The following is a 20812-nucleotide window of genomic DNA, read 5'->3' on the forward strand; positions in this document are numbered from 1 at the left end:
GCCTCTCGCGGCGGGAATCGTCAAGGATTGCGAACAACGGCGTTTCACCGACGCAACGTCGTCTCGATGGCAGCGAAAACCAGTGATGCAGCGAACCTGCCTTTGGCGGGCGCCACTCCCCCGATGAGGTTGATGTGGAGCAGCACGACAACGCCGCATGTGTGACAGCATTTCCCATCGACGAGGCTCGCGAGGCGATCGATACCCTGGATCTGCAGATCATCGAAATCTTGCAGAATCGCCGCGACCTGTCCCGCCGCATCCAGCGGCAGCGCATGAGCGAGGGCGGGACACGGACGGTACTCGCTCGCGAGAAGCTTATTCTCGACCGTTACGCGACCGGGCTCGGCACCGAGGGAACCGCCCTCGCCCTGAATATCCTGAGCCTGTGCCGGGGCGGTTCCGGCGGCATCTCGAAGGCCGCCTCCGCCGCGGACGGCGAGCCGCAGGGCACTTCGTGAAGGCGTGCGCGGATCCGCGGGCACGCCTGGGTGACATCTCCTTCCTCAATTGCGCACCGATCCGCTGGGGCCTGGCCGACAGCGGAGCCGTGCACGACGTCGACATGGTCTCCGCACCACCGGAACAGCTTTCCGCACTCCTTCTTTCGGGTGATCTGGACATCAGCCCGATCAGTGTCGTCAGATATCTGCGGCACGCGGAGGAGCTGTGTCTGCTGCCCGGCATCGCGATCGGCAGCGACGGCCCGGTGGGCTCCTGCCACATCGTCTCGCGCGATCCGCTCGAAGCGCTGGACGGCCGGGTGGTCGCGCTCTCCGCGGCCAGCCGCAGCACCACCCTGCTGGCCAGGATGCTGCTGGAGGACGCCGTCGGGGTGCGGCCCGAGTACCGCACGCTGCGCCAGGACGTGGACACGATGCTGCGCACGGCGCGGGCCGCCGTGGTCATCGGCGACGACGCGCTGCGGGTGCGGGCGGCCGCGCCGGCCGGGCTGACCGTGCACGACACGGGCGCGATGTGGCGGAGCTGGACGGGACTGCCCATGGTGTTCGCCGTCTGGGCCGTGCGCCGCGACTTCGCGCGGGAGCGGCCCGAGACGGTGCGCGAGGTCGGGGCCGCGCTCGTGGACGCGGTCGCACGGGCCCGCGCGCACCCCGCGCGGGTGGCCGCGGCGGCGGCCCGCGGCGGCCGGGCCCGCGCGCTCGGGGAGCCCGTGCTCCTCGACTACTTCCGAACGCTCGACTACTCGCTCGGAGAGCGCCAGCTGGCCGCGGTCCAGGAGTTCTCCGCACGGGCCGCGGCCCGCGGCGAAACGGTCGGCCCGCTGCCCGCACGCATTCCCGTCCACGGCGGATGAACGTCCACGGAGGATGACCATGATTCGTCACATCGTACTTTTCAAGTTCAAGCCCGGTATCTCGTGGGACGATCCCCGGGCGCAGGCAGCGGAAGGGATCGCCGCGAAGGTGGGCGGCGAAGTACCGGACCTCCAGGAATGGAGCACCGGCCGCAACATATCCACCCGGCCCATCGCCTACGACTTCGCGGTGATCGGTCTGCTGGAGGACGAGGCGGCGCTCGACCGCTATCTGGTGCACCCGTTCCACCAGGAGGCGATCCGCCAGTGGCGGGAGATCAGTGAATGGGTCATCGCCGACCTCGAAGAATGACGCGAAGAACGAGAAGAAGAACAGCACAGTGAACGAAAGGCAAGGACCAGCGGTGAGTGCCAAGTACGAGAAGTGCGCCTTTGTCGTCGAACAGGACCTCGCCGCGGGGCTCGCGATGAACACCGTGGCGGCTCTCTCGATGTCCGTCGGGCGGTTCGTGGACGGAATCATCGGCGATGCCGTCAAGGACGGCGACGGCGAGGCGCACACCGGTATCACGGCCATTCCGCTGCCCATTCTGAAGGGCGCGGCGGCGGATCTGCGGGACATCGTGCTGAAGGCGGCCGGCCTGCCCGACGTCTTCGTGGCCGACTTCACCGCGGTCGCCCAGTCGTCACGGAGCTACGACGAGTACATCCGCCGGACCGCCGACCTGGGCACCGCCGAGCTGCCCTACATCGGCGTGGCCGTCTGCGGCAGCAGAAGCGCGGTGAACAAGCTCACCGGAAGCCTGCCGCTGTACCGCTGACGCAACCGACACGAGGGAAGCATGTTCACCGTCTTCAACGAAGAACTCGACCGGCTCGCCCGTGAGATACGCGACCGGCACCAGGCGTTCGCCGCGGGCCGCTGGAGCGACGCCGACCTGGCCGACCACCAACTGACGGAATTCCGCAGCACCCTGGCGTACGTCAAGGACAAGTCCCCCTTCTACGCCGGGCGGCTGGCGTCGGTGGACCCGGAGTCCATCCGCTCCCTGGCCCCCGAGCACCTGGCCGACGTGCCGTTCACCACCAAGGACGACCTGCGCAACGAGTTCGACAAGGTGCTCTCGCTCCCGCTGTCCAAGGCATGGATCTTCTACGAGACCACCGGCACCACCGGCCGCAGCACACCGTGCCCGCGGGACAACACCGACTCGCTGCACAACAACACGGCGCTGACCGTGTACTACGACACCGTCTTCCGGCAGTTCGGCGACGAGCAGGTGATCGGCGTCTCCGGGCCGACCGAACTGCACGCCTTCGGCGACACCTTCGGCGACGTCTGCCGCAACCTGGGCCACGCGGTCGCCAAGATGTGGCCGCACTCCCCGATGGTCGGCTACGACCGCGCCCTGGAGACCCTGCGCGTCCTGCCCGCCACCGGCCTGTTCAGCACGCCCGGCATGGCCCTGTCCCTGGCGAAGAAGGCGTACGCGGCCGGACTGCACCCGCGCCGGGACTTCCGCCTCGACGTCCTGATGTGCACCGGCGAACTCGCCTCCCCGAGCCTCCTGGAGAACATCGGCGCGGTGTGGGGCGCCAAGGTCTACAACGCCCTGTACGCCTCGCAGGAGGCCTCGGTGATGGGCGCGTCCGGCGCCGACGGGGCGCTGTACACGGCCCCGCTGCTCAACTACTACGAGGTGATCGACCCGGACACCGCCCGCGCGGTCGAGCCGGGCCCCGACGGCGTGCGCACCGGCGAACTCGTCGTCACCGCGCTCTACCGGGGCAGCAAGCCCCTGGTCCGCTACCGCACCGGCGACCTGGTCCGGCTCGCCCCCGCCGCCGCCGGGCGCACCCTGCCCGCGCCCGTCCTGGAGGTGCTCGGCCGCACCCGCGACACCCTGTCGATCGGCGGCCACCGGATCAGCGGCTACGACCTGGAGGAACTGCTGCTGTCGCTGCCCCGCGGCTACCTCGACTACCAGGTCGTCATCGACGCGGTGGACGGGCAGGACGAGCTGACCCTGCACCTGGAGACACCGCCCGACGGCGAGGGCGTACGCGTCGACGAGGCGGCCGTCGCCGACCTGGTGCGCGAACGGCTCGACGTCCCGCTCCGGTTCGCCTACGGCCCGCTCGGCTCGGTCACCACGACCGGCGCCATGGTGAGCTGGAAGGCGGCCCGGGTGGAGGACCGGCGCACCGCGGCACCGGACGAGGAGCGCGCCGCCGCCCTCGGCGTGGCCGGCGGGAGGGCCCAGTGACCAGTGCCGTGGCAGCGGACAGCGGCAAGGCGACGCCCGCCCTGGCGGCCCTCGCCTACCACGACGGGGAGTTCGTCCCCCTGGAGCGGGCCCAGGTGCCCGTCACCACGCAGGCCCTCCAGTACGGCACCGGTGTCTTCGAGGGCATCCGCGCCTACGCGCAGGCGGACGGCGGCCTGGCCGTCTTCCGCGGCCACGACCACTACCAGCGCTTCCTGCGCAGCGCGCGGACCCTGCGCATCCGGCTGGAGCCGGACGCGCGGGAGCTGTGCGCGCTGACGGCGGAACTGCTGCGCCGGATCGGCGCGGACACCGACATGTACATCCGTCCGCTGGCCTACAAGCGCGCCCTGCTGCCCGGGACACCGCCCGGTGTCCAGCTCACGGGCGTCTCGGACGCGCTGTCGGTCAACGCCTTCCGGATGGGGTCCTACACCGACCGCGGCGGCATCCGGGTCGCGATCAGCTCGTGGCGCAGACCGGAGTCGGCCGTGCTCCCGGTCCGCGCGAAGGTCACCGGCGGCTACGTCAACAACGCGCTCGCCGTGGACGAGGCCCGCGCCGCCGGGTACGACGACGCGATCCTGCTCAACAGCCGCGGCCAGGTGGCGGAGGCCAGCACGTCCAACGTGTTCGCCGTCGTCCGCGGCCGGCTGGTCACCCCGCCCGTCACGGCCGATCTCCTGGAGGGCATCACCCGGGACACCGCCGTCACCCTGGCGGCCGACCTGCTGGACGTACCGACCGACTTCCACGACCTGGGCCGCGAGGACCTGTGTCTGGCCGACGAGGTGTTCCTCACCGGCACGGGCGCGGAGATCGTCCCCGTGACCGAGATCGCCGGCCGTCCCGTCGGGGACGGCGTCCCCGGACCGCTCACCACCGCCCTGACGACCGCCTACCACGAGGTCGTCCGCGGCAAGGACCAGCGCTACCGCCATTGGCTCCAGAGCGTCGGCCCCGGCACGGGCTGACCGCCGACCGCAGGGGGAGAACATGATTCAGACAGCGGGTTGGATAGACACCGCCCTGTCCTCGGGGCCCGAGATCGAGACCATCGGGACCCTGGGGCCCGCCGGCACCAGCAGCGAGCAGGCGGCCCTGTACCTCTGGGCGGACCGCGGCCTGGGCGGACCGCCCGGAATCCGGCTCTACGGCACCTACGAGGAGGCCGGCACGGCGCTGCGCGAGGGCGCCGTCAGCCATGTCGTCATCGCCAACGCGTACGCGTCGGTGCACAGCTTCTACATGGACCCGTCGCTGCGGTTCGCGGGGGCGTTCCTCTTCGACACCCCGGACTACGGCATCGCCGTCTCCCCGGGGCACCGCATCCCCGACGCCGCCCGGATCGCCACCCACCCGGCGCCGGTCGCCCTCGTCCAAGAACTCCTCCCGGACGCCTACTCGGTGGCGGAGATCCGCTACGCCACCTCCACCAGCGCGGCGGCCGGCCAGGCCCGCCGCAGGGAGACCGACCTGGCGCTCACCACGCGCCCGGCGGCCAAGGCCCACGCCCTGGAGTTCATCTCCCGCACCCGGCCGATCCGCATGCTCTGGTCGGTCTTCACCCTCGCCGACCCGGACTCCTGACGGGCCGCCACAGGAACGCGGCCCACCGCAGCCGTCCGGACCGCTCAAGAAAACAGGTATTTCCATGCTCCTGATCGACCGTGCCACCGTGCGCGAGCTGTACCCGGTCGAGCGCGCCCTGCCGGTGATGGCGGAGGCCATGCGCCGCTACAGCGGCGGCCTGGCGGACCTGCCGCTGCGGACCATCCTGAGGCCCGAGAAGGACAGCGGTCTGCTGGGCACCATGCCGGGCTTCGTCGCCGGGGACGACCTGGCGGGCTACGGGCTGAAGGCGATGATGCTCAAGCCCGAGAACCCGGCCCGCGGCCTGGACCTGCACGTCGGGGTCGTCATGGTCTTCGACCCGGCGACCGGTGCTCCGCTGGCCCTGATGGACGCCGGCGCGGTGACCGCCGTACGGACGGCGGCCGTCTCCGCCGTCGCCACCGAGGCGCTGGCGCGGCCGGACGCCGGGGACCTCGCGGTGCTCGGCTCCGGGGTGCAGGCGCGCAGCCACCTGGAGGCCATGCGCCTGGTCAGGACGCTGCGCCGGGTCCGGGTGTGGAGCCGCAGCGCCGAGCACGCCGAGGACTACCGGGCGTGGGCGGCGAAGGAGCTGGGCATCGAGGTGGAGACCGCCGGCACCCCGGCGCTGGCCCTGGCCGGGGCCGACCTCGTCTGCACCACGACGGCGGCCAGGGAGCCCGTCGTCGAGGCCGCCGACCTCGCGCCCGGCGTCCATGTCAACGCCGTCGGGGCCTCGTTCGCCGACCACCGGGAGCTGTCCTCCCGGGCCGTGGCGGACGCCTCCTTCTTCGTCGACAGCCGGGAGTCGGCGCTCGCCGAGTCCGGGGACCTGCGCGGGCCGCTCGCCGAGGGCCTGGTGGGACCGGACCACATCCGGGCCGAGCTGGGCGAGGTGCTGCTCGGCACCCGGCCAGGACGCGCCGAACCCACCGAGATCACCGTCTTCAAATCGCTCGGCCTCGGCGTGCAGGACATCATGTCCGGCTTCGCCGTCGCCCGGGAGGCCGCGGCCCGCGGACTGGGCCGGACCGTCACGCTCGACTGACCCGCCGGCCCGGCCGGGACCCGCGTCCGCGGAGCGGCCCGGCACAGGCACCGGCGAAGCGCCCCAGCAGTGGGACCCAGCTAAGGAGAACGACAGGAGTGAGTGCTCACCCGCCCGTGCCGCGTGCCGTGCTCGACGGCATACCGGCCTATGTGCCCAAGCCGCCGCAGCCGCCCGCCACCGGCACCTCGTACCGGCTGTTCCTCAACGAGAACCCCTGTCCGCCGCTGCCCTCGGCCCTCGCCGCCGTCTCCCGGGCCGCTCAGCGGACCAACCTCTACCCGGGCATCTTCCCGGAAGAGCTGACGGACGCCCTCGCCCGCAGGCTGGACGTCCCGCTGTCGCACGTGGTCACCGGCCCCGGATCGGTCGGCATCTACCAGCAGATCGGCCAGGCCATGCTGTCGCCGGGCGACGAAGTGGTCTACGCCTGGCCCTCGTTCGAGGCGTACCCGATCGTCGTGCGGATGGCCGGGGCCGTCCCGGTCGAGGTGCCGCTCAGCGACGCGACGCACGACCTGGAGGCCATGGCCGCCGCCATCACCCCGCGCACCGCCATGGTGCTGCTGTGCGAGCCCAACAACCCCACCGGCACCGCGGTCGGCGCCGCCGAGCTGAAGCGGTTCCTGGACCGGGTGCCCGAGCACGTCACGGTGGTACTGGACGAGGCGTACTTCGAGTTCCACCGGGGCCCGGACGCGCCGGACGGGGTGGAACTCCACCGCGACCGGCCCAACCTGGTGGTGCTGCGCACCTTCTCCAAGGCGTACGGGCTGGCCGGGCTGCGGGTCGGCTACGGCGTCGCGCACCCGCGGATCGCCGAGGCACTGCGCAAGTGCGCCGTGCCGTGCGGGGTGAGCCGGATCGCGGAGCAGGCGGCGCTGGCCGCGCTGGACGCCGAGGACGAGCTGCTGCGGCAGGTGGCCGGGATCACCGCCGAGCGGGAGCGGCTGCGCGCGGCCCTCGGCGCGCGGGGCTGGACCCTGCCGCCGAGCGGGACCAACTTCCTCTGGCTGCCGCTCGGCGAGGACGCCGCCCCGGTCGCCGCCGCCCTGGAGCGCACCGGGCTGCTGGTGCGCGCCTTCCCCGGGACCGGGCTGCGGATCACGGTCGGCGCCCCGGAGGCGAACGACCTGCTGATCACGGCCCTGGAGGGGATCAGATCGGATCGATGACCGTCTTGCGCAGATGCCCGTAGACCATCGAGGTGCGCACGTCGGCCAGTTCGGGGCGCTCGGTCAGCTTGTCCAGCACGACCGAGTGCAGATGGTCGGCGTCCCGCACCGCCACGTGGAGGAGGAAGTCATCGGTACCCGTCAGCACGAAGACCGAGATGACCTCGGGCATCCGCGCCACGAAGGTCTGGAACTGCTCGATGATCGCGCGGGTCGGCGGCCGCACCCGGACGGCGATCATCGCCTGGAGCCCCCGGCCCAGTGCGGTGAGATCCACCTCGGCGTGGAAGCCGAGCAGCACTCCGCGCTCACGCAGCGCGCGCACCCGCTCCAGGCAGGTCGAGGGTGCGATGCCCAGTTCCTCGGCGAGTTCGCGGTTGGTGCGCCGACCGTCTTGCTGGAGAAGGCGCAGCAACGCCGAATTAAGTTCGTCCATGTTCTGCCGCATTCTCGGGAGGCCGAATTATATTCGGCGAGTATGCCCTGTTCTCCGTTGAATTGCTAGCATGACTGCATCCATTCCGTCCATGATTCGCCTCTCTGCGGCGCGAGCCGGGCGGACCCTGTGCGTGCGGACGACGGAGAAGGAGACCTGCGGTGGACGAGAGGAAAGGACGGATCCTGGCGCTCGGCGCCGTGGTGGCGGCGGCCCTCTTCTGGAGCAGTTCCTACGCGGTGACCAAGCAGGTGCTGTCGGACGTCGGACCGCTGAGCATCGGCGCCATCCGCTTCACGCTCGCCGCCGGGCTGCTCGCGGTGATGATGCGGCTGCGCCGCCGCCCGGGGACCCGGCCCGACGCCCGCCAGCGGCGCCTGATCTACCTCAGCGGACTGCTCGGCATCACGGCCTACTTCGTCCTGGAGAACATCGGCGTCGAACTGTCGACGGCCTCCGACGCCTCCCTGATCGTGGCCACCTACCCGCTGATGACCATGCTGCTGGAACTGGTGCTGTTCAGGGCGAGGATGCCGCTGCTGCGGGTCGGCGGCGTCCTGCTCGCCACCGCGGGGGCGTTCCTGGTCGTGCGCAACGGCGCACAGGTCGGGGGCAGTTCGCGCTGGCTCGGCGATGTCCTGCTGCTGCTGGGCGGCCTGGTCTGGGGGGGCTACAACGTGCTGGTCAAGTCCATGGGCCGCGGCCACGACGCCCTGGACCTCACCTACTACCAGACCGTGGCCGGCGCCGCCGGCTTCCTGCTCGCCTCCTGTCTGGAGGCCGGGGACTGGCACGTACCGGACGGATCGGCCTCGCTGCTGCTCGTCTATCTGGCCGTGGCGTGCTCCGTCGGCGGCTTCCTCCTCTACAACTACGGGCTGCGCCGCATGACCTCCAGCGTCGCGGTCAACATCCTCAACCTGGTACCGGTGTTCGGTGTGCTCGGTGCCGTGGTCATCAACGGGGAGACGGTCCGGCTCGGGCAGGTGCTCGGCGGGGCGATCATCGTCGCGGGGGTGGCGCTCGGGGTCGTCGAACGGCGGACGTCCGTGGCCGAAGCCGCGGCACCCGAACCCGCCTCGGTGGGCGAGCGCGCCTAGGTACCGGTTACCGGCCACGGGATGATCGGGAACGCCGGCGCCGTCATGCGCCGGTGTGGCGGCCGGCCCCGCCCCGCCGACCACCCGTCATCCGACGAGAATGGACTGGACGCCCATGCCCAAGCCCGCCGCCCGGCCCGAGGACGGTTCGCTGAGCGATCTGTTCGCGCAGCACGTCGTACGCCGGCCCGAGGCACCCGCCCTCACCTATGGTTCCGTCACGCTGACGTACCGGCAGCTCGACCGGGTCACCAACTCCCTGGCGATCCGGCTGCGCGACCGGGGCGTACGGCCCGGCCGGCTGGTGGCGATCCTCGCCGACCGCGGCATCGGTGTGGTCCTGGGCATGCTCGCCACCGTCAAGGCCGGCGGCGCCTATCTCGCGCTGGACCCGGCGCAGCCGGCCGCCCGGCTGCGCATGATCCTCCAGGAGTCCGAGCCGGTGGCCCTGCTCACCGAGGCCGGCACGGACGACCCAAGCGGCCTCGGCATCCCGGTGCTCACGGCCGCCGGAGACCTGGGGCGGGGCATACGGGACGACGCCGCCCTGGACGCCCGCACGGACGGCGGCGCGGGACCCGAGGACCTGGCCTTCGTGATGTACACCTCGGGTTCGACCGGCACGCCCAAGGGGATCTGCACGACGCACCGCAACGTCGTCCGCCGCACCCGGGACGCCGACTACCTCACGTTCGACGCGGGCGACCGGGTCGCGCAGATCTCCAACGCGGCCTTCGACGCCGCCACCGTCGAGGTGTGGGGCGCGCTGCTCAACGGCGGCGAGCTCATCGGGTTCGACCGCGACACCGTCCTCTCGCCGGGCCGCCTGGCGACCGCGCTGCGCGAACGCCGCATCGACACCGTGGTGATGGCGACACCCCTGTTCAACCAGCTCGCGGGGGACGACCCGGCGACGTTCGCCACCGTCTCCCAGATCCTGGTCGGCGGCGACGCCCTGGCGGTCGACCAGGCCAACGCCGTGGCCGCGGTTCCGGGCTGCCACCTGGTCAACGGGTACGGGCCCGCCGAGTGCACGACGATCGCCACCGCGCACCGGGTCGGGCCGATGCCCGCCGACCAGGTGCGGGTGCCGATCGGCGTGCCCGTCTCGCACACCACGTGCTACGTGCTCGACGACGAACTGCGCCCGGTGCCCGCCGGGGAGACCGGCCAGCTCCACGTCGGCGGTGACGGCGTGGCGCGCGGCTATCTCGGCCGCCCGGACCTGACCAAGGAGCGGTTCCTGCCGGACCCCTTCGCCGCTGGACCCGGGGCCCGCATGTACGCCACGGGCGATCTGGTGCGCGAACTGCCGGACGGCTCGCTGGACTTCCTCGGCCGGGCCGACTTCCAGGTCAAGATCCGGGGCTTCATGGTCGAGACGAACGAGGTCGACGCGGCGCTGCTGCGCCACCCCGGGATCAGGGAGGCGGTGACGGTCGCCGGCACCGACGCCCGCTCGGGGGACCGGACGCTCCTCAGCTACTACGTGGGGGCGGGCGAGAAGGCCCCGGACACGGCCGCCCTGAGGGCGTTCCTGCGCGACCGGCTCCCCGACTACATGCTCCCGTCCCGGCTGACCCGGCTGCCCGAGCTGCCGAAGAACGCCAACATGAAGATCGACCGGGAGCGGCTGCCCGCCCCCGAGGCCCCGGCCGCCCCGGCGGACGGCGCGGCGGGCCCGGCGGGCGCGGACACGATGGACGACGAGATCGCCGCGCTCATGAGCGGTCTGCTGGACGTGCCGGGCGTCGGCCACGAGGAGGACTTCTTCGAGGCCGGCGGGCAGTCGATGCTCGCGATCCGGCTGCTGACCCAGGTGAGCAGGCGGTTCGGCGCGGACATGACGCTGGCGGAGTTCTTCGAGGACCCGACGGTGCGGGGCATCGCCGCCCATGTGCGGGACGCGGCGGCCTCGGCCCCCGTCCCGGCCGTCTCCGTCCCGGCCGCCGGTTGCGGGGACGTACGCACCTGACCGGGACGGCCGACGCCCTGCGCTGCCGTGCTTCGCGGCGGGCCGCCTCGCCGCCGCGCCGCGAAGGACGCGAAGGAGCGGGCCGGACTCAGAGCGGGCGGGCCGGGCTCACTTGGCCCGGGGCAGCCCGAGCGGACCGCCGATCTCCTCCGCCATGACCCGGCCCGCCTCGAACTCCAGCGTCTCGTCGCCCATGCCCTGGTCGGTGTCGAGGCCGTCCAGCTCCTCCAGGGGCTGGTTGAGGCGCACATGGGCGACCAGGGACTGGAGGGCGCGCAGGGCCGCCGAGGCGGTGCCGCCCCAGTTGGAGAAGTAGGAGAACTGCCACCACCACAGCGCCTCGGTGGTGCGGCCCGCGCGGTAGTGGACCATGCCGTGGCGCAGATCGGCGACGACGTCGGCGAGGTCGTCGGAGATCCGCGCGGGCACCGGGGCGCGGCGCGGCTCGTAGGGGTCGAAGACCTCGGAGTAGACGTCGATGGGCTCCAGCAGGCGGCCCAGGTTCTCGCGGAGGACGTCCGCGTCCTGCTCCGGGCCCGGGTCGGGCTCGTAGCGCTCGTCGGGGACGATGTCCTCGTGCGCGCCGAGCCGGCCGCCGGCCAGCAGCAGCTGGGAGACCTCCAGCAGGAGGAAGGGCACCGCGGAGTCCGGCTCGTCGCCCTTGGCGACCTCGGTGACGGCGACCAGGAAGCTCTCGATCTGGTCGGCGATCTGGACCGCGAAGTCGTCGGGGTTCTGGCTGGTCGCGTGCAGCGTGGCGTCAGACATCTAGGAGTCGTCTCCCCTCGAAGGCGCGGCCGAGGGTCACCTCGTCCGCGTACTCCAGGTCGCCGCCCACCGGGAGGCCGCTGGCCAGGCGGGTGACCTTGAGGCCCATGGGCTTGATCATGCGGGCGAGGTACGTCGCCGTCGCCTCGCCCTCCAGGTTCGGGTCCGTGGCCAGGATGAGCTCCGTGACCGTGCCGTCGGCGAGGCGGGCCAGCAGCTCCCGGATGCGCAGATCGTCGGGGCCGACGCCCTCGATCGGGCTGATCGCCCCGCCGAGGACGTGGTACCGGCCGCGGAACTCGCGGGTCCGCTCGATCGCGACGACGTCCTTGGGCTCCTCGACCACGCAGATGACGCTCTGGTCGCGGCGGCTGTCACGGCAGATGCCGCACAGCTCCTCCTGCGCCACGTTGCCGCAGACGGCGCAGAAGCGGACCTTCGCCTTCACCTCCAGCAGGGCGTGGGCGAGCCGGCGCACGTCCGTCGGCTCCGCCTGGAGGATGTGGAAGGCGATCCGCTGCGCGCTCTTGGGACCGACGCCGGGCAGCCGCCCCAGTTCGTCGATGAGGTCCTGGACCACGCCTTCGTACACCGGACGCCCGTCCTTCCTGCTCTGCGTGTGCCGCTGTTTCGGTGTGTGCTGCTTCGGTACGTACCGTAGTTGCCCGGGGGCCGCCTAGAAAGGCAGCCCGGGGATGCCGCTGCCGCCGCCGAGGCCCTGGGCCAGCGGGCCGAGCTTCTGCTGCTGGAGCGCCTGGGCGTTCTCGTTGGCCGCCTGGACGGCCGCCACGACCAGGTCCGCGAGGGTCTCGGTGTCCTCGGGGTCCACGGCCTTCGGGTCGATCTTCAGGGCGCGCAGCTCGCCGGCGCCGGTGACGGTGGCCTTCACCAGGCCGCCGCCCGCCTGCCCGTCGACCTCGGTGCGCGCCAGCTCCTCCTGGGCCTGTGCCAGGTCCTGCTGCATCTTCTGGGCCTGCTGGAGCAGCTGCTGCATGTTGGGCTGGCCACCACCGGGAATCACGATCAGCTCCTGCTTTCCTCCGTGCGTCCGGATGATCCGGACGGCCCGGTCTCCGGGCGGGGCCCGTCCGCCGGCGCACCGGCGATTCCCCGCTGGCACGAGCCTACGTGGTCCCGGCGGGCGGCGCCCCGCCACTCTTTCGAGTGAGTTACGGGTGCGTCCTATACCTGATCAAGGCCCTCTTCCGGGCGGAAAAGCACCGCATTCCCCCGCTTCGCCACCCGTTGGGGGGTAGGAAGGGGTCCGGCGGTCAGCCAGCGTCACAGAACGTGATCAGTAGGTGATCAGTAGGGAGTGCCGGGTGGGTCAGCCGGAGATGCAGCCCGAGCGTCACCCTCGGGACGGGTGGGAGGGCGGGGCGGCGGCGGCCGGGCCGCTGCCCGGGGACCTGACCGGGCGGGTGTTCCCGCCCGGCGACTGGGGCGACCCGGCCCGGCGGCTGGACGAGCTGTACCGGTGGGTGGAGCGCGGCGCGCTCCAGACCGCCGCCTGGTACCTCGCGGAGCGGGTGTGGAAGCGGCGCGGCGCGCGGGCGCTGCGGTGCGGGGCGGCGGCGGGGGCGCTGGCCGGGGCGGCGCTGCCGCTGCTGGACCTGACCGGGCCGGCCCGCGGGGCGGCGCCCTGGGGGTATCTGGCGCTGCTGCTGTCGGTGGCGTGCGTCGCGACCGACCGGTACTTCGGCGTGACCTCGGGCTGGATGCGGGACGTGGCGACCGCGCAGGCCGTGCAGCGGCGGCTGCACCTGCTCCAGTTCGACTGGGCCACCGAGAGCGTGCGGGAGGTGCTCGGCCCGGCCGAGGGCACGGCGGGCGAGGCCGCCGAGCGGTGCCTGGCGGTGCTGCGGCGCTTCACGGAGGACGTGACCGAGCTGGTGCGGGCCGAGACGGCCGGCTGGATGGTGGAGTTCCGCGTCGGGGCGGCGCCGGCGGGGCTCCACTCAGCGGTGCAGGGCGGCGCGCGCCCGGAGCCCGGCGGCACCGGTCCGGGCCGCTTCCCGCTGCCGCCGGGCGGCACCCGGCCGAACATGCCGCGCCAGCGGCCCCCCGAGCCCCGGTAGAGCCTCCGGCCGGGACACCGGTCACCGGCGCGGGGCCCGGGTGCCGCCCTCACGCGCAGAGCCGCAGGCCCTCCGGGGTCCAGCACGGGACGTGCCCGTGGGTGCGGATGACGTTCTGGCCGTTCCCCCGTGTGAGGTAGGTGAGGAAACTGGACGCCAGGGAGTCGGCGGGCGGCCTGCCGTAGGTGTAGGCGTACTCGATCTCCCGGTACGGGTAGGCGCTCGTGCCGCGCTCCAGCGCGTCCACCGACGCCGCCTCGCCGTCCAGGCCGAGCCGGTGCACGCCCTTCGCACCGGCCGCCGCGTTCAGCTCGCTGTAGCCGATCGCCCCGCGCACCTTCGCCACCTGGGCCAGCACCTGCTCGGTGGTGTCCAGCTCGCAGCGCACGACGGGCGCGGTGGCGTCGTCCTTGTGGACGCAGTCCGCCGAGGAGTCGCTGATCTCCGCCCGGTTGCCCAGCACCCGCCGCTGGAGCACCTGCCGGGTGCCCGAGCCGGAGTCCCGGCTGACCAGGACGACCGGGAGGTCGGGGCCGTCCAGCTCCCGCCAGTTGGCGATCTGCCCGCGGTACAGCCGCCGTACGTCCCGCGTGGACAGGTCGCGCAGCGGCACGGCGTCGTTGACCACCAGCGCGAACGCCGACACCGCCACCCGGTTCTCGCGCAGCTGCGGCAGCCCGTCCGGCTTGGGCCCGTCGGAGAGGGTGACGACCGCCGGGGCGCCCCCGGCGGCCTTGGCACCCGCCGCCGCGAGCTCCCGTACGCCCGCTGCCGAGCCGTGCGGATCCACGGTGATGTGCGCGCCCGCGCAGTCCCGCTGGTACTTCTGCGCCACCTCGCGCAGGACGGGCGCGAAGGCCGTCGAACCGGTGAGGGTGAGCGTGCCCCGCGCGCAGCCGATCGGCGGCGGGTCGTCGTCGCGGACCACGACGAGCGCCGCCAGCGCCACCACGCACGCGGTGAGCAGGATCGTGATCGTGCGGGCGGCCCGGCTGAACAGGGGCGGCTTGTCGTCGGGGGTGGCGCTGCGGTTGGGGTGCACCTCGCCCTCGCGGATGCCGCCGGTCAGCCGGATCCCGCCGCCCACGTCGCCGCCGGAGAGCAGGACGAGCAGCTTGAAGTGGTCGCCGCGGTTGAGCGGGACGCGCGGGATGCGCAGCCGGTTGCCCTCGTAGCCGAAGCCCCGCTCGGCCGTGAAGTGGTCCCTCAGATGGTCGGCGTCGCTGGGCTGGGTGACCGAGACGCCCCGGACCGTGCGGTCGGTGAACACCGCGGTCAGCCCGTGGCGTTCGGGCCCGGTGTAGTCGTCGCGGTCGATGCCCTGCGAGCCGTCGTTCTCGACGCGCAGCAGGACGAGCGTCGCGTCCGCCATGCCCGGTGTCTCGTCGAACAGGCCCAGGCGCCGGTTGGCGCGGCCCGAACGGACGTCGTCCCCTATGGGGTTGTCCATCTGCACGCGGTAGCCGACCCGTTTACGGCGCGGTACCCGGCGCTCGTACCAGAGCATCACCCCCGACGCGGCGATGCCGAGCACCGCCGTCCCCACCGCCACGACGTTCTCTGCGCTCAGCCACTGCACTGTGGTGCCCCCGCCACTCTCCTGAGCCGGATCGTGGGGTCACCGTACGGGCGGGGCGGGACGGCGTCGGGGACACGGCGGTGAAGAACGGAGGAAGTTCGGCGTACGGGCGCGCAACACACCGTGTTCCGCGCCCTGTTGGGTCACGCCCGGCGGCTTCTCCCGTTCCGCGCTCACTCCTTGGTGTAGGTCAGCCGCTCGCCGCCGTCCTTGCTGACGCGCTGGAGGCCGCCCTGCGGGAGCAGCAGCACCTGGGTGGCCGCGCCCGGATTGCAGGCGCCGCCCGTGCCGTCCCTGACCGTCGAGGGCCCGAGCTCCAGCGGTCCGCCGGCGTCCGGCCGCCGGACCAGCCGGGCCTCGAACACGCAGTGATAGGTGCCGCCGGTCGCGGTGGGGCCGTCCGCGACCAGGGTGAGCACCCGGTCCCCGACACCGCCCTGGGCGATGGTGAGCCGCCGGGGGTTCGAGCCCAGCTCGCTGTCGATCGCCGACCGCCAGGTGCCGAGGTAGCCGGTGGGGACCACACCGTCCGAGGGGCCGGGCGGTGCGCCCGTGCCGGTGGGGGACGGGTCCGGCCCGCCCGTGCCGGACGCGGTGGCGGTCGGCGAGGGACCGGGGCCGCCGCGGTTGTCCTCGTGCCCGCCGCCCTGCATCAGGGCGTAGACCGAACCGCCCGCGCCGAGCGCGACGACCAGCGCCACCGCGAGGAGCGCCACCGTGGAGGGACCACCGCGCCGCGGCCCGTCCGGCGCCGGGTCCGGGGCCGGGGCGAAGTACGGGGGGTCGGCGGATCGGTACGGGTGAGGCTGCGGGTGCTGGTGGGGGTGGGGGTGCTGGGGGTGGCCGTACGCCTGCTGTGTGGGCACGGACGCGGGTGCGGGCGCCGGGCGGTCGGCCTGGGTGGGCGGGTGGTCCGGCGGTGCGTGGCCCTGTCCGGCGGGGGCGCCGGGGGCCGGGGGCCGGACGGCGGTGGCGTGCTCCGGGGAGGGCCATGGCGTGGTTTCCGGGGCGGGGCCGGGGGTGTGCGCGGGGGTGTGGCCGGACGGTTGCTCCCGGTGGGGGCGGGAGAAGGAGGAGGCGGAGTCGTGCTGCGGAAGCCCCTCGGGAGCGGCGGGACCGGCGGGGCCGGTGAGCGGGGCGGGCGCCGTGAGCAGGGCGGGGGCGGTGGGGCCGGTGGCTCCGGGCGGAGTGGCGGGCGGTGGCGGCGCCTCGGGATTCTCCGCGTCCAGCAGCCGTACCGCGTGCCGTCCGAGCTGGGCCACCAGGGCGCCCGGCAGCCACGGATCGCGGAGCCGGCCGTCGCACACCGTGTCCTCGGCGCCGGTGCGCTCCAGGATCTCCTCCAGCGCGGGCCGCGCCGCCGGGTCCTTGCGCAGACAGGCGCGGACCAGGTCGGCGATGCCCTCGGGCAGCGCGTCCAGGTCCGGTTCCTCCTGGGCGATCCGGTACATCAGCGCGTGCACGCCGCTGTCGGCGGTGCCGAAGGGGAGGGTGCCGGTCGCGGCGTAGGCGAGCACGGACCCCAGGCAGAAGATGTCGCAGGCGGGGGTGATCCGGTCGCCGCGCACCTGCTCGGGGGCCATGAAACCGGGCGAGCCGAGCAGCGCCCCGGTCCGGGTGAGGCCGCCGTCCGCGACGGTCTCCAGCGCGCGGGCGATGCCGAAGTCGATGACCCGGGGGCCGTCGATGGTGACGAGCACGTTCGACGGTTTGAGGTCGCGGTGGACGAGCCCGGCCGCGTGGATGTCCCGCAGCGCCTCGGCGAGACCGGCGGCGAGGACGCGCACCGACCGCTCGGGCAGCGGCCCGTGGTCATGACCGACGACCCGCTGGAGGCTGGGCCCGGCGACATAGCCGGTGGCGACCCACGGCACGGCGGCCTCGGTGTCCGCGTCCAGCACGGGCGCGGTCCAGTTCCCGCCGACCCGGCGCGCGGCCCGCACCTCCTGGCGGAACCGGGCCCGGAACTCCTCCTGCTGCGCCAGTTCCTGCCGCACCACCTTCACGGCGGCCGTACGGCCCCGGCCGGAGCGGGCCAGGTACACCTGCCCCATGCCGCCCGCGCCGAGCCGCGCCAGCAGCCGGTACGCCCCGATCTCCCGCGGATCGCCGGGCGCCAGCTTCTCCATGGCAGAACCGCCTCCCCCGATGTGCCCGGTACGCCCCTGCGCGTCAGCCCGAGGATAGTGCGGGGACCACGGGCGGACAGCGGCCCGCCGTCGACGGTTCCGTAACAGCGGGCCGCCCGGCCGTACGCGCTCTCCCGCGCCCCCGTGCTCCCCGTCGCGCCCTTGTGCTCCCCGCGATTCCCGTGCTTCCCGCGACAAGGTGTCGTCAAATCGCCGTCACCGCAGACAGGGCGCCGATACCGGCTCCGCCGGGGCGGCCTCTACGCTCGCGGTATGACCCCTCAGCCCTCTTCCGCCCACCGGGCCCCGCAGCCGGACCCCGAGGCCGGCGCGGCCGTGAAGGCCGCCGACCGCGCGCACGTCTTCCACTCCTGGTCCGCGCAGGACCTGATCGACCCGCCGGCGGTGGCCGGTGCCGAAGGGTCGTACTTCTGGGACTACGACGGCAGGCGCTACCTGGACTTCTCCAGCGGCCTCGTCTTCACCAACATCGGCTACCAGCACCCCAAGGTCGTCGCCGCGATCCAGGAGCAGGCCGCGACGCTGGCCACCTTCGCTCCCGCGTTCGCCGTCGAGGCCCGCTCGGAGGCGGCCCGGCTGATCGCCGAGCGGACCCCCGGCGACCTGGACAAGATCTTCTTCACCAACGGCGGCGCCGACGCGGTCGAGCACGCGATCCGCATGGCCCGGCTGCACACCGGGCGGCCGAAGGTGCTGTCGGCGTACCGGTCGTACCACGGCGGCACCCAGCAGGCCGTGAACATCACCGGCGACCCGCGCCGCTGGGCCTCCGACGACGGCGCGGCGGGTGTCGTGCACTTCTGGGCGCCCTACCTCTACCGCTCCCGCTTCTACGCGCAGACCGAGGAGGAGGAGTGCGCGCGGGCGCTGGAGCACCTGGAGACGACGATCGCCTTCGAGGGGCCCGCGACGATCGCGGCGCTCATCCTGGAGACGGTCCCGGGCACGGCGGGCATCATGGTGCCGCCGCCGGGCTATCTCGCCGGGGTGCGCGAGCTGTGCGACAAGTACGGGATCGTGTTCGTGCTGGACGAGGTCATGGCCGGGTTCGGGCGGACCGGTGAGTGGTTCGCCGCGGACCTGTCCGGGGTCGTCCCCGACCTGATGACCTTCGCCAAGGGCGTGAACTCGGGGTATGTGCCGCTGGGCGGTGTGGCCATCTCCGGGGAGATCGCCGAGACGTTCGGCAAGCGGCCCTACCCGGGCGGTCTGACGTACTCGGGGCACCCGCTGGCCTGCGCCGCGGCCGTCGCGACGATCAACGTGATGGCCGAGGAGGGGGTCGTCGAGAACGCGCGGCGGCTGGGTGCCGAGGTGGTCGGCCCCGGGCTGCGCGAGCTGGCCGAGCGGCACCCGAGCGTCGGCGAGGTGCGCGGCACCGGCATGTTCTGGGCGCTGGAACTGGTGAAGAACCGCGAGACCCGCGAGCCGCTGGTGCCCTACAACGCGGCCGGTGCGGCGAACGGCCCGATGGCGGCCTTCGGCGCCGCCGCCAAGGCGCACGGCCTGTGGCCCTTCATCAACATGAACCGCACGCACGTCGTCCCGCCGTGCACGGTGACCGAGGCCGAGCTGAAGGAGGGGTTCGCGGCGCTGGACGCGGCCCTGTCCGTGGCCGACGAGCACACGGAGTAGGCCGGAAAGCACCGGTGAGCACCGGGGAGTCCCTCGAAACGCCCCGGAGTGCGTAAGGTGGCGTGCTCGTACACATACACCCGTACGAGTACATGATCAGACAGACGTACGAGCAGATGTACGCGTACGCCACCGCACGCGTGAGGGAGACGCCCCGACCATGCCCGGCTTCAGCGGAACCGGTGCCGTGACGCGCAGCACCCTGCGCCAGCAGATCGCGGACGCGCTGCGGGACGAGGTGCTGTCCGGGCGGCTCCAGCCGGGGCGCGAGTTCACGGTGAAGGAGATAGCCGAGCAGTACGGGGTGTCCGCGACCCCGGTGCGCGAGGCGCTGGTGGACCTGTCCGCGCAGGGGCTGCTGGACGCCGACCAGCACCGCGGCTTCCGGGTGCGCGTGTACTCGGCGGCCGCCTTCCGCGAGATGATCGAGGCCCGCGCCCTGGTCACCGAGGGCATGTTCCGCGTCCTGGCCGCCGCGGGCGAGGCACCGGGCGGCGCCGCGGAGACCGGGGGCGCCCGGGGGAGATCCCGGACGCGGGCGATGCTGCGCGAGCCCCTGGATCCGCGCACGGCCGCCGTGCTCGCCGGGGTGCGCCGGCGCGGCGAGGAGGCCCAGCGGGCGGCGAGCGCCGGCGACCTGACCGTGCTGATCGGCTACGACCTGCGGTTCTGGCGCGAGCTGAGCGCCCTGTACGGCAACGCGCACCTCGCCGACTTCCTGCACCGGCTGCGCGTGCAGTCCTGGGTGTGCGCGGTGCAGCAGCTCCGCAGGCTCGGTGATCTGCGGGGTGTCCTGTGGTGCGGCCACACCGAACTCGTGGACGCCCTGGCGTCCCGCGATATCACCACCGCGCAGACCCTCGTCTCCGCCTACAACGCGCACTCCCTGGCCCTCGTCGAGCGGCTCTGCGCCGCATGAGCGGGGCGGGCGGGGGAACTGCACGGGTGGGGCCGGTCCGCTCCGCACCGACTACCCTTCGTTGACCACTGTGCTTCGCGCGTGCCGAACGCTGAGTGAGGAGCCCTCCTTTGGCCTGTGACCTGTGGCTGGTACCGCTCGTCGACGTGTTGTGCCACACCCCCGACAACCCGTTCGCCGAGGAACTCGCGCAGTACAACAAGGCGCTCGCGGAGAACGGACTGCCGCCGGTGCCGGTGTACCAGTACATGCCGGGCCTGTCCGGTGACGTCGCGCCGGTGGCCGGCTTCGACTACGACGCCCTGCACTTCCTGCGCCGCGCCCATCTGCTCCAGCTCTGCGGCCTCCCGCTCACCCCGGTCGACGAACTGGGCGGCGACTACGAGCAGTTGCTGGAGATGTTCGAGACGACGGCACAGCAGTCCCACCTGGTCTGGCACTACGACCACGCGGGCGCCTACGTCCCCGTGGACTTCCCGCACCCGCTGTCCAACGACGAACTCCTCGCCGGCGGCGGCCCGCTCGGCTCCTCCCAGGCCCTGCTGCGCGAACTCCAGCACGTCGCCCCGGCCCTGGGCATCGACCCGGCCGCCCCTCCGGCTCCCCCGGCCCCGCCGCCGGGCCCCACCGAACTCGAACAGCCTGCCGCGCCCGCCCCCTACGACCCCAGCCCCTTCGCCCGCGAACGCCACGTCTGGCTCGGCCTGCACGCGGCGGCCACCCGCAGCCTGGCCCAGGGCTCGATGATCGTCTTCAGCTGACCGGGCACCGGCCCGCCCGGTGCGCGGTGAACGCCGCACCGGGAACCCG

21 protein-coding genes are annotated in these 20812 nt (G+C 73.2%); 15 read left to right on the forward strand and 6 right to left on the reverse strand.

All coding sequences use genetic code 11. The features are described from left to right. The first annotated feature begins 134 nt into the window (after positions 1-134). From B086_RS40630 to B086_RS0123985, 9 genes are all read left to right on the forward strand, one after another. Positions 135-461 (forward strand): chorismate mutase, encoded by a 327-nt coding sequence (locus B086_RS40630; protein WP_018568969.1) that lies wholly within the window; start codon positions 135-137, stop codon positions 459-461. Next, positions 458-1318: a menaquinone biosynthesis protein gene (locus B086_RS0123950; protein WP_018568970.1), complete on the forward strand. Its 861-nt coding sequence runs from the start codon at positions 458-460 to the stop codon at positions 1316-1318. The genes B086_RS40630 and B086_RS0123950 overlap by 4 nt, the downstream gene beginning before the upstream one ends. 19 nt (positions 1319-1337) lie before the next feature. Next, positions 1338-1631 (forward strand): Dabb family protein, encoded by a 294-nt coding sequence (locus B086_RS0123955; RefSeq protein ID WP_026252716.1) that lies wholly within the window; start codon positions 1338-1340, stop codon positions 1629-1631. A gap of 52 nt (positions 1632-1683) precedes the next feature. Continuing rightward, positions 1684-2100 (forward strand): DUF2000 domain-containing protein, encoded by a 417-nt coding sequence (locus B086_RS0123960; RefSeq protein ID WP_018568972.1) that lies wholly within the window; start codon positions 1684-1686, stop codon positions 2098-2100. Positions 2101-2121: 21 nt separating this feature from the next. Continuing rightward, complete coding sequence (locus tag B086_RS0123965) at positions 2122-3546, forward strand: phenylacetate--CoA ligase family protein (RefSeq protein WP_018568973.1); 1425 nt, start codon at positions 2122-2124, stop codon at positions 3544-3546. Further along, a complete protein-coding gene (locus tag B086_RS0123970; RefSeq protein WP_018568974.1) occupies positions 3543-4520 on the forward strand; it encodes a branched-chain amino acid transaminase in 978 nt (325 codons plus the stop codon). The genes B086_RS0123965 and B086_RS0123970 overlap by 4 nt, the downstream gene beginning before the upstream one ends. 22 nt (positions 4521-4542) lie before the next feature. Further along, on the forward strand, positions 4543-5136 hold the full coding sequence (locus tag B086_RS0123975) for a prephenate dehydratase domain-containing protein (protein ID WP_018568975.1): 594 nt from the start codon (positions 4543-4545) through the stop codon (positions 5134-5136). A gap of 64 nt (positions 5137-5200) precedes the next feature. Then, entirely contained in the window at positions 5201-6187 is a 987-nt protein-coding gene (locus tag B086_RS0123980; protein ID WP_018568976.1) for an ornithine cyclodeaminase family protein, read from the forward strand. Between the two features lie 98 nt (positions 6188-6285). Then, entirely contained in the window at positions 6286-7362 is a 1077-nt protein-coding gene (locus tag B086_RS0123985; RefSeq protein WP_037873830.1) for a histidinol-phosphate transaminase, read from the forward strand. On the opposite strand, the gene B086_RS0123990 is transcribed toward B086_RS0123985, so the two are convergent. Then, positions 7346-7798, reverse strand: coding sequence for an Lrp/AsnC family transcriptional regulator (locus tag B086_RS0123990; protein ID WP_026252717.1), 453 nt, complete (start codon positions 7796-7798; stop codon positions 7346-7348). The genes B086_RS0123985 and B086_RS0123990 overlap by 17 nt on opposite strands. A 161-nt stretch (positions 7799-7959) precedes the next feature. Between B086_RS0123990 and B086_RS0123995 the strand changes: the two genes are divergently transcribed. Both B086_RS0123995 and B086_RS0124000 read left to right on the forward strand, forming a co-directional pair. Further along, positions 7960-8898: a DMT family transporter gene (locus B086_RS0123995; RefSeq protein WP_018568979.1), complete on the forward strand. Its 939-nt coding sequence runs from the start codon at positions 7960-7962 to the stop codon at positions 8896-8898. 115 nt (positions 8899-9013) lie between these two features. Then, positions 9014-10873 carry a non-ribosomal peptide synthetase gene (locus B086_RS0124000; RefSeq protein WP_018568980.1) on the forward strand — a complete coding sequence of 620 codons (1860 nt, stop codon included), beginning with the start codon at positions 9014-9016 and terminating at the stop codon, positions 10871-10873. Between the two features lie 108 nt (positions 10874-10981). Here the strand turns inward: B086_RS0124000 and B086_RS0124005 are convergent, their stop codons facing one another. From B086_RS0124005 to B086_RS0124015, 3 genes are all read right to left on the reverse strand, one after another. Beyond that, positions 10982-11641, reverse strand: coding sequence for a DUF5063 domain-containing protein (locus tag B086_RS0124005; RefSeq protein ID WP_018568981.1), 660 nt, complete (start codon positions 11639-11641; stop codon positions 10982-10984). Then, positions 11634-12233: a recombination mediator RecR gene (gene recR / locus B086_RS0124010; protein ID WP_018568982.1), complete on the reverse strand. Its 600-nt coding sequence runs from the start codon at positions 12231-12233 to the stop codon at positions 11634-11636. The genes B086_RS0124005 and recR overlap by 8 nt, the downstream gene beginning before the upstream one ends. An 84-nt stretch (positions 12234-12317) precedes the next feature. After that, positions 12318-12662: a YbaB/EbfC family nucleoid-associated protein gene (locus B086_RS0124015; RefSeq protein WP_026252718.1), complete on the reverse strand. Its 345-nt coding sequence runs from the start codon at positions 12660-12662 to the stop codon at positions 12318-12320. Between the two features lie 301 nt (positions 12663-12963). Here B086_RS0124015 and B086_RS0124020 point away from each other — a divergent pair, with 301 nt between their 5' ends. Continuing rightward, positions 12964-13719, forward strand: a complete 756-nt coding sequence (locus B086_RS0124020; RefSeq protein WP_018568984.1) for an SLATT domain-containing protein — start codon at positions 12964-12966, stop codon at positions 13717-13719. Between the two features lie 49 nt (positions 13720-13768). Here the strand turns inward: B086_RS0124020 and B086_RS0124025 are convergent, their stop codons facing one another. Together B086_RS0124025 and B086_RS0124030 are read right to left on the reverse strand one after the other, a co-directional pair. Continuing rightward, positions 13769-15298, reverse strand: a complete 1530-nt coding sequence (locus tag B086_RS0124025; protein WP_018568985.1) for a substrate-binding domain-containing protein — start codon at positions 15296-15298, stop codon at positions 13769-13771. A 173-nt stretch (positions 15299-15471) separates the two neighbouring features. Next, entirely contained in the window at positions 15472-17427 is a 1956-nt protein-coding gene (locus B086_RS0124030) for a serine/threonine-protein kinase (protein WP_018568986.1), read from the reverse strand. A 273-nt stretch (positions 17428-17700) separates the two neighbouring features. On the opposite strand from B086_RS0124030, the gene B086_RS0124035 reads away from it, so the two are divergent. From B086_RS0124035 to B086_RS0124045, 3 genes are all read left to right on the forward strand, one after another. Beyond that, a complete protein-coding gene (locus B086_RS0124035; RefSeq protein WP_078531176.1) occupies positions 17701-19083 on the forward strand; it encodes an aspartate aminotransferase family protein in 1383 nt (460 codons plus the stop codon). Positions 19084-19243: 160 nt separating this feature from the next. Further along, the gene (locus B086_RS0124040; RefSeq protein WP_018568988.1) at positions 19244-20002 is read left to right on the forward strand and encodes a GntR family transcriptional regulator; all 759 of its coding nucleotides are present in this window, start codon (positions 19244-19246) and stop codon (positions 20000-20002) included. A gap of 110 nt (positions 20003-20112) precedes the next feature. Next, positions 20113-20763 (forward strand): hypothetical protein, encoded by a 651-nt coding sequence (locus tag B086_RS0124045; RefSeq protein ID WP_018568989.1) that lies wholly within the window; start codon positions 20113-20115, stop codon positions 20761-20763. Positions 20764-20812 lie beyond the last annotated feature (49 nt).

This window comes from Streptomyces sp. PsTaAH-124 (assembly GCF_000373685.1).
GTDB classification, from domain to species: Bacteria; Actinomycetota; Actinomycetes; order Streptomycetales; family Streptomycetaceae; genus Streptomyces; species Streptomyces andamanensis.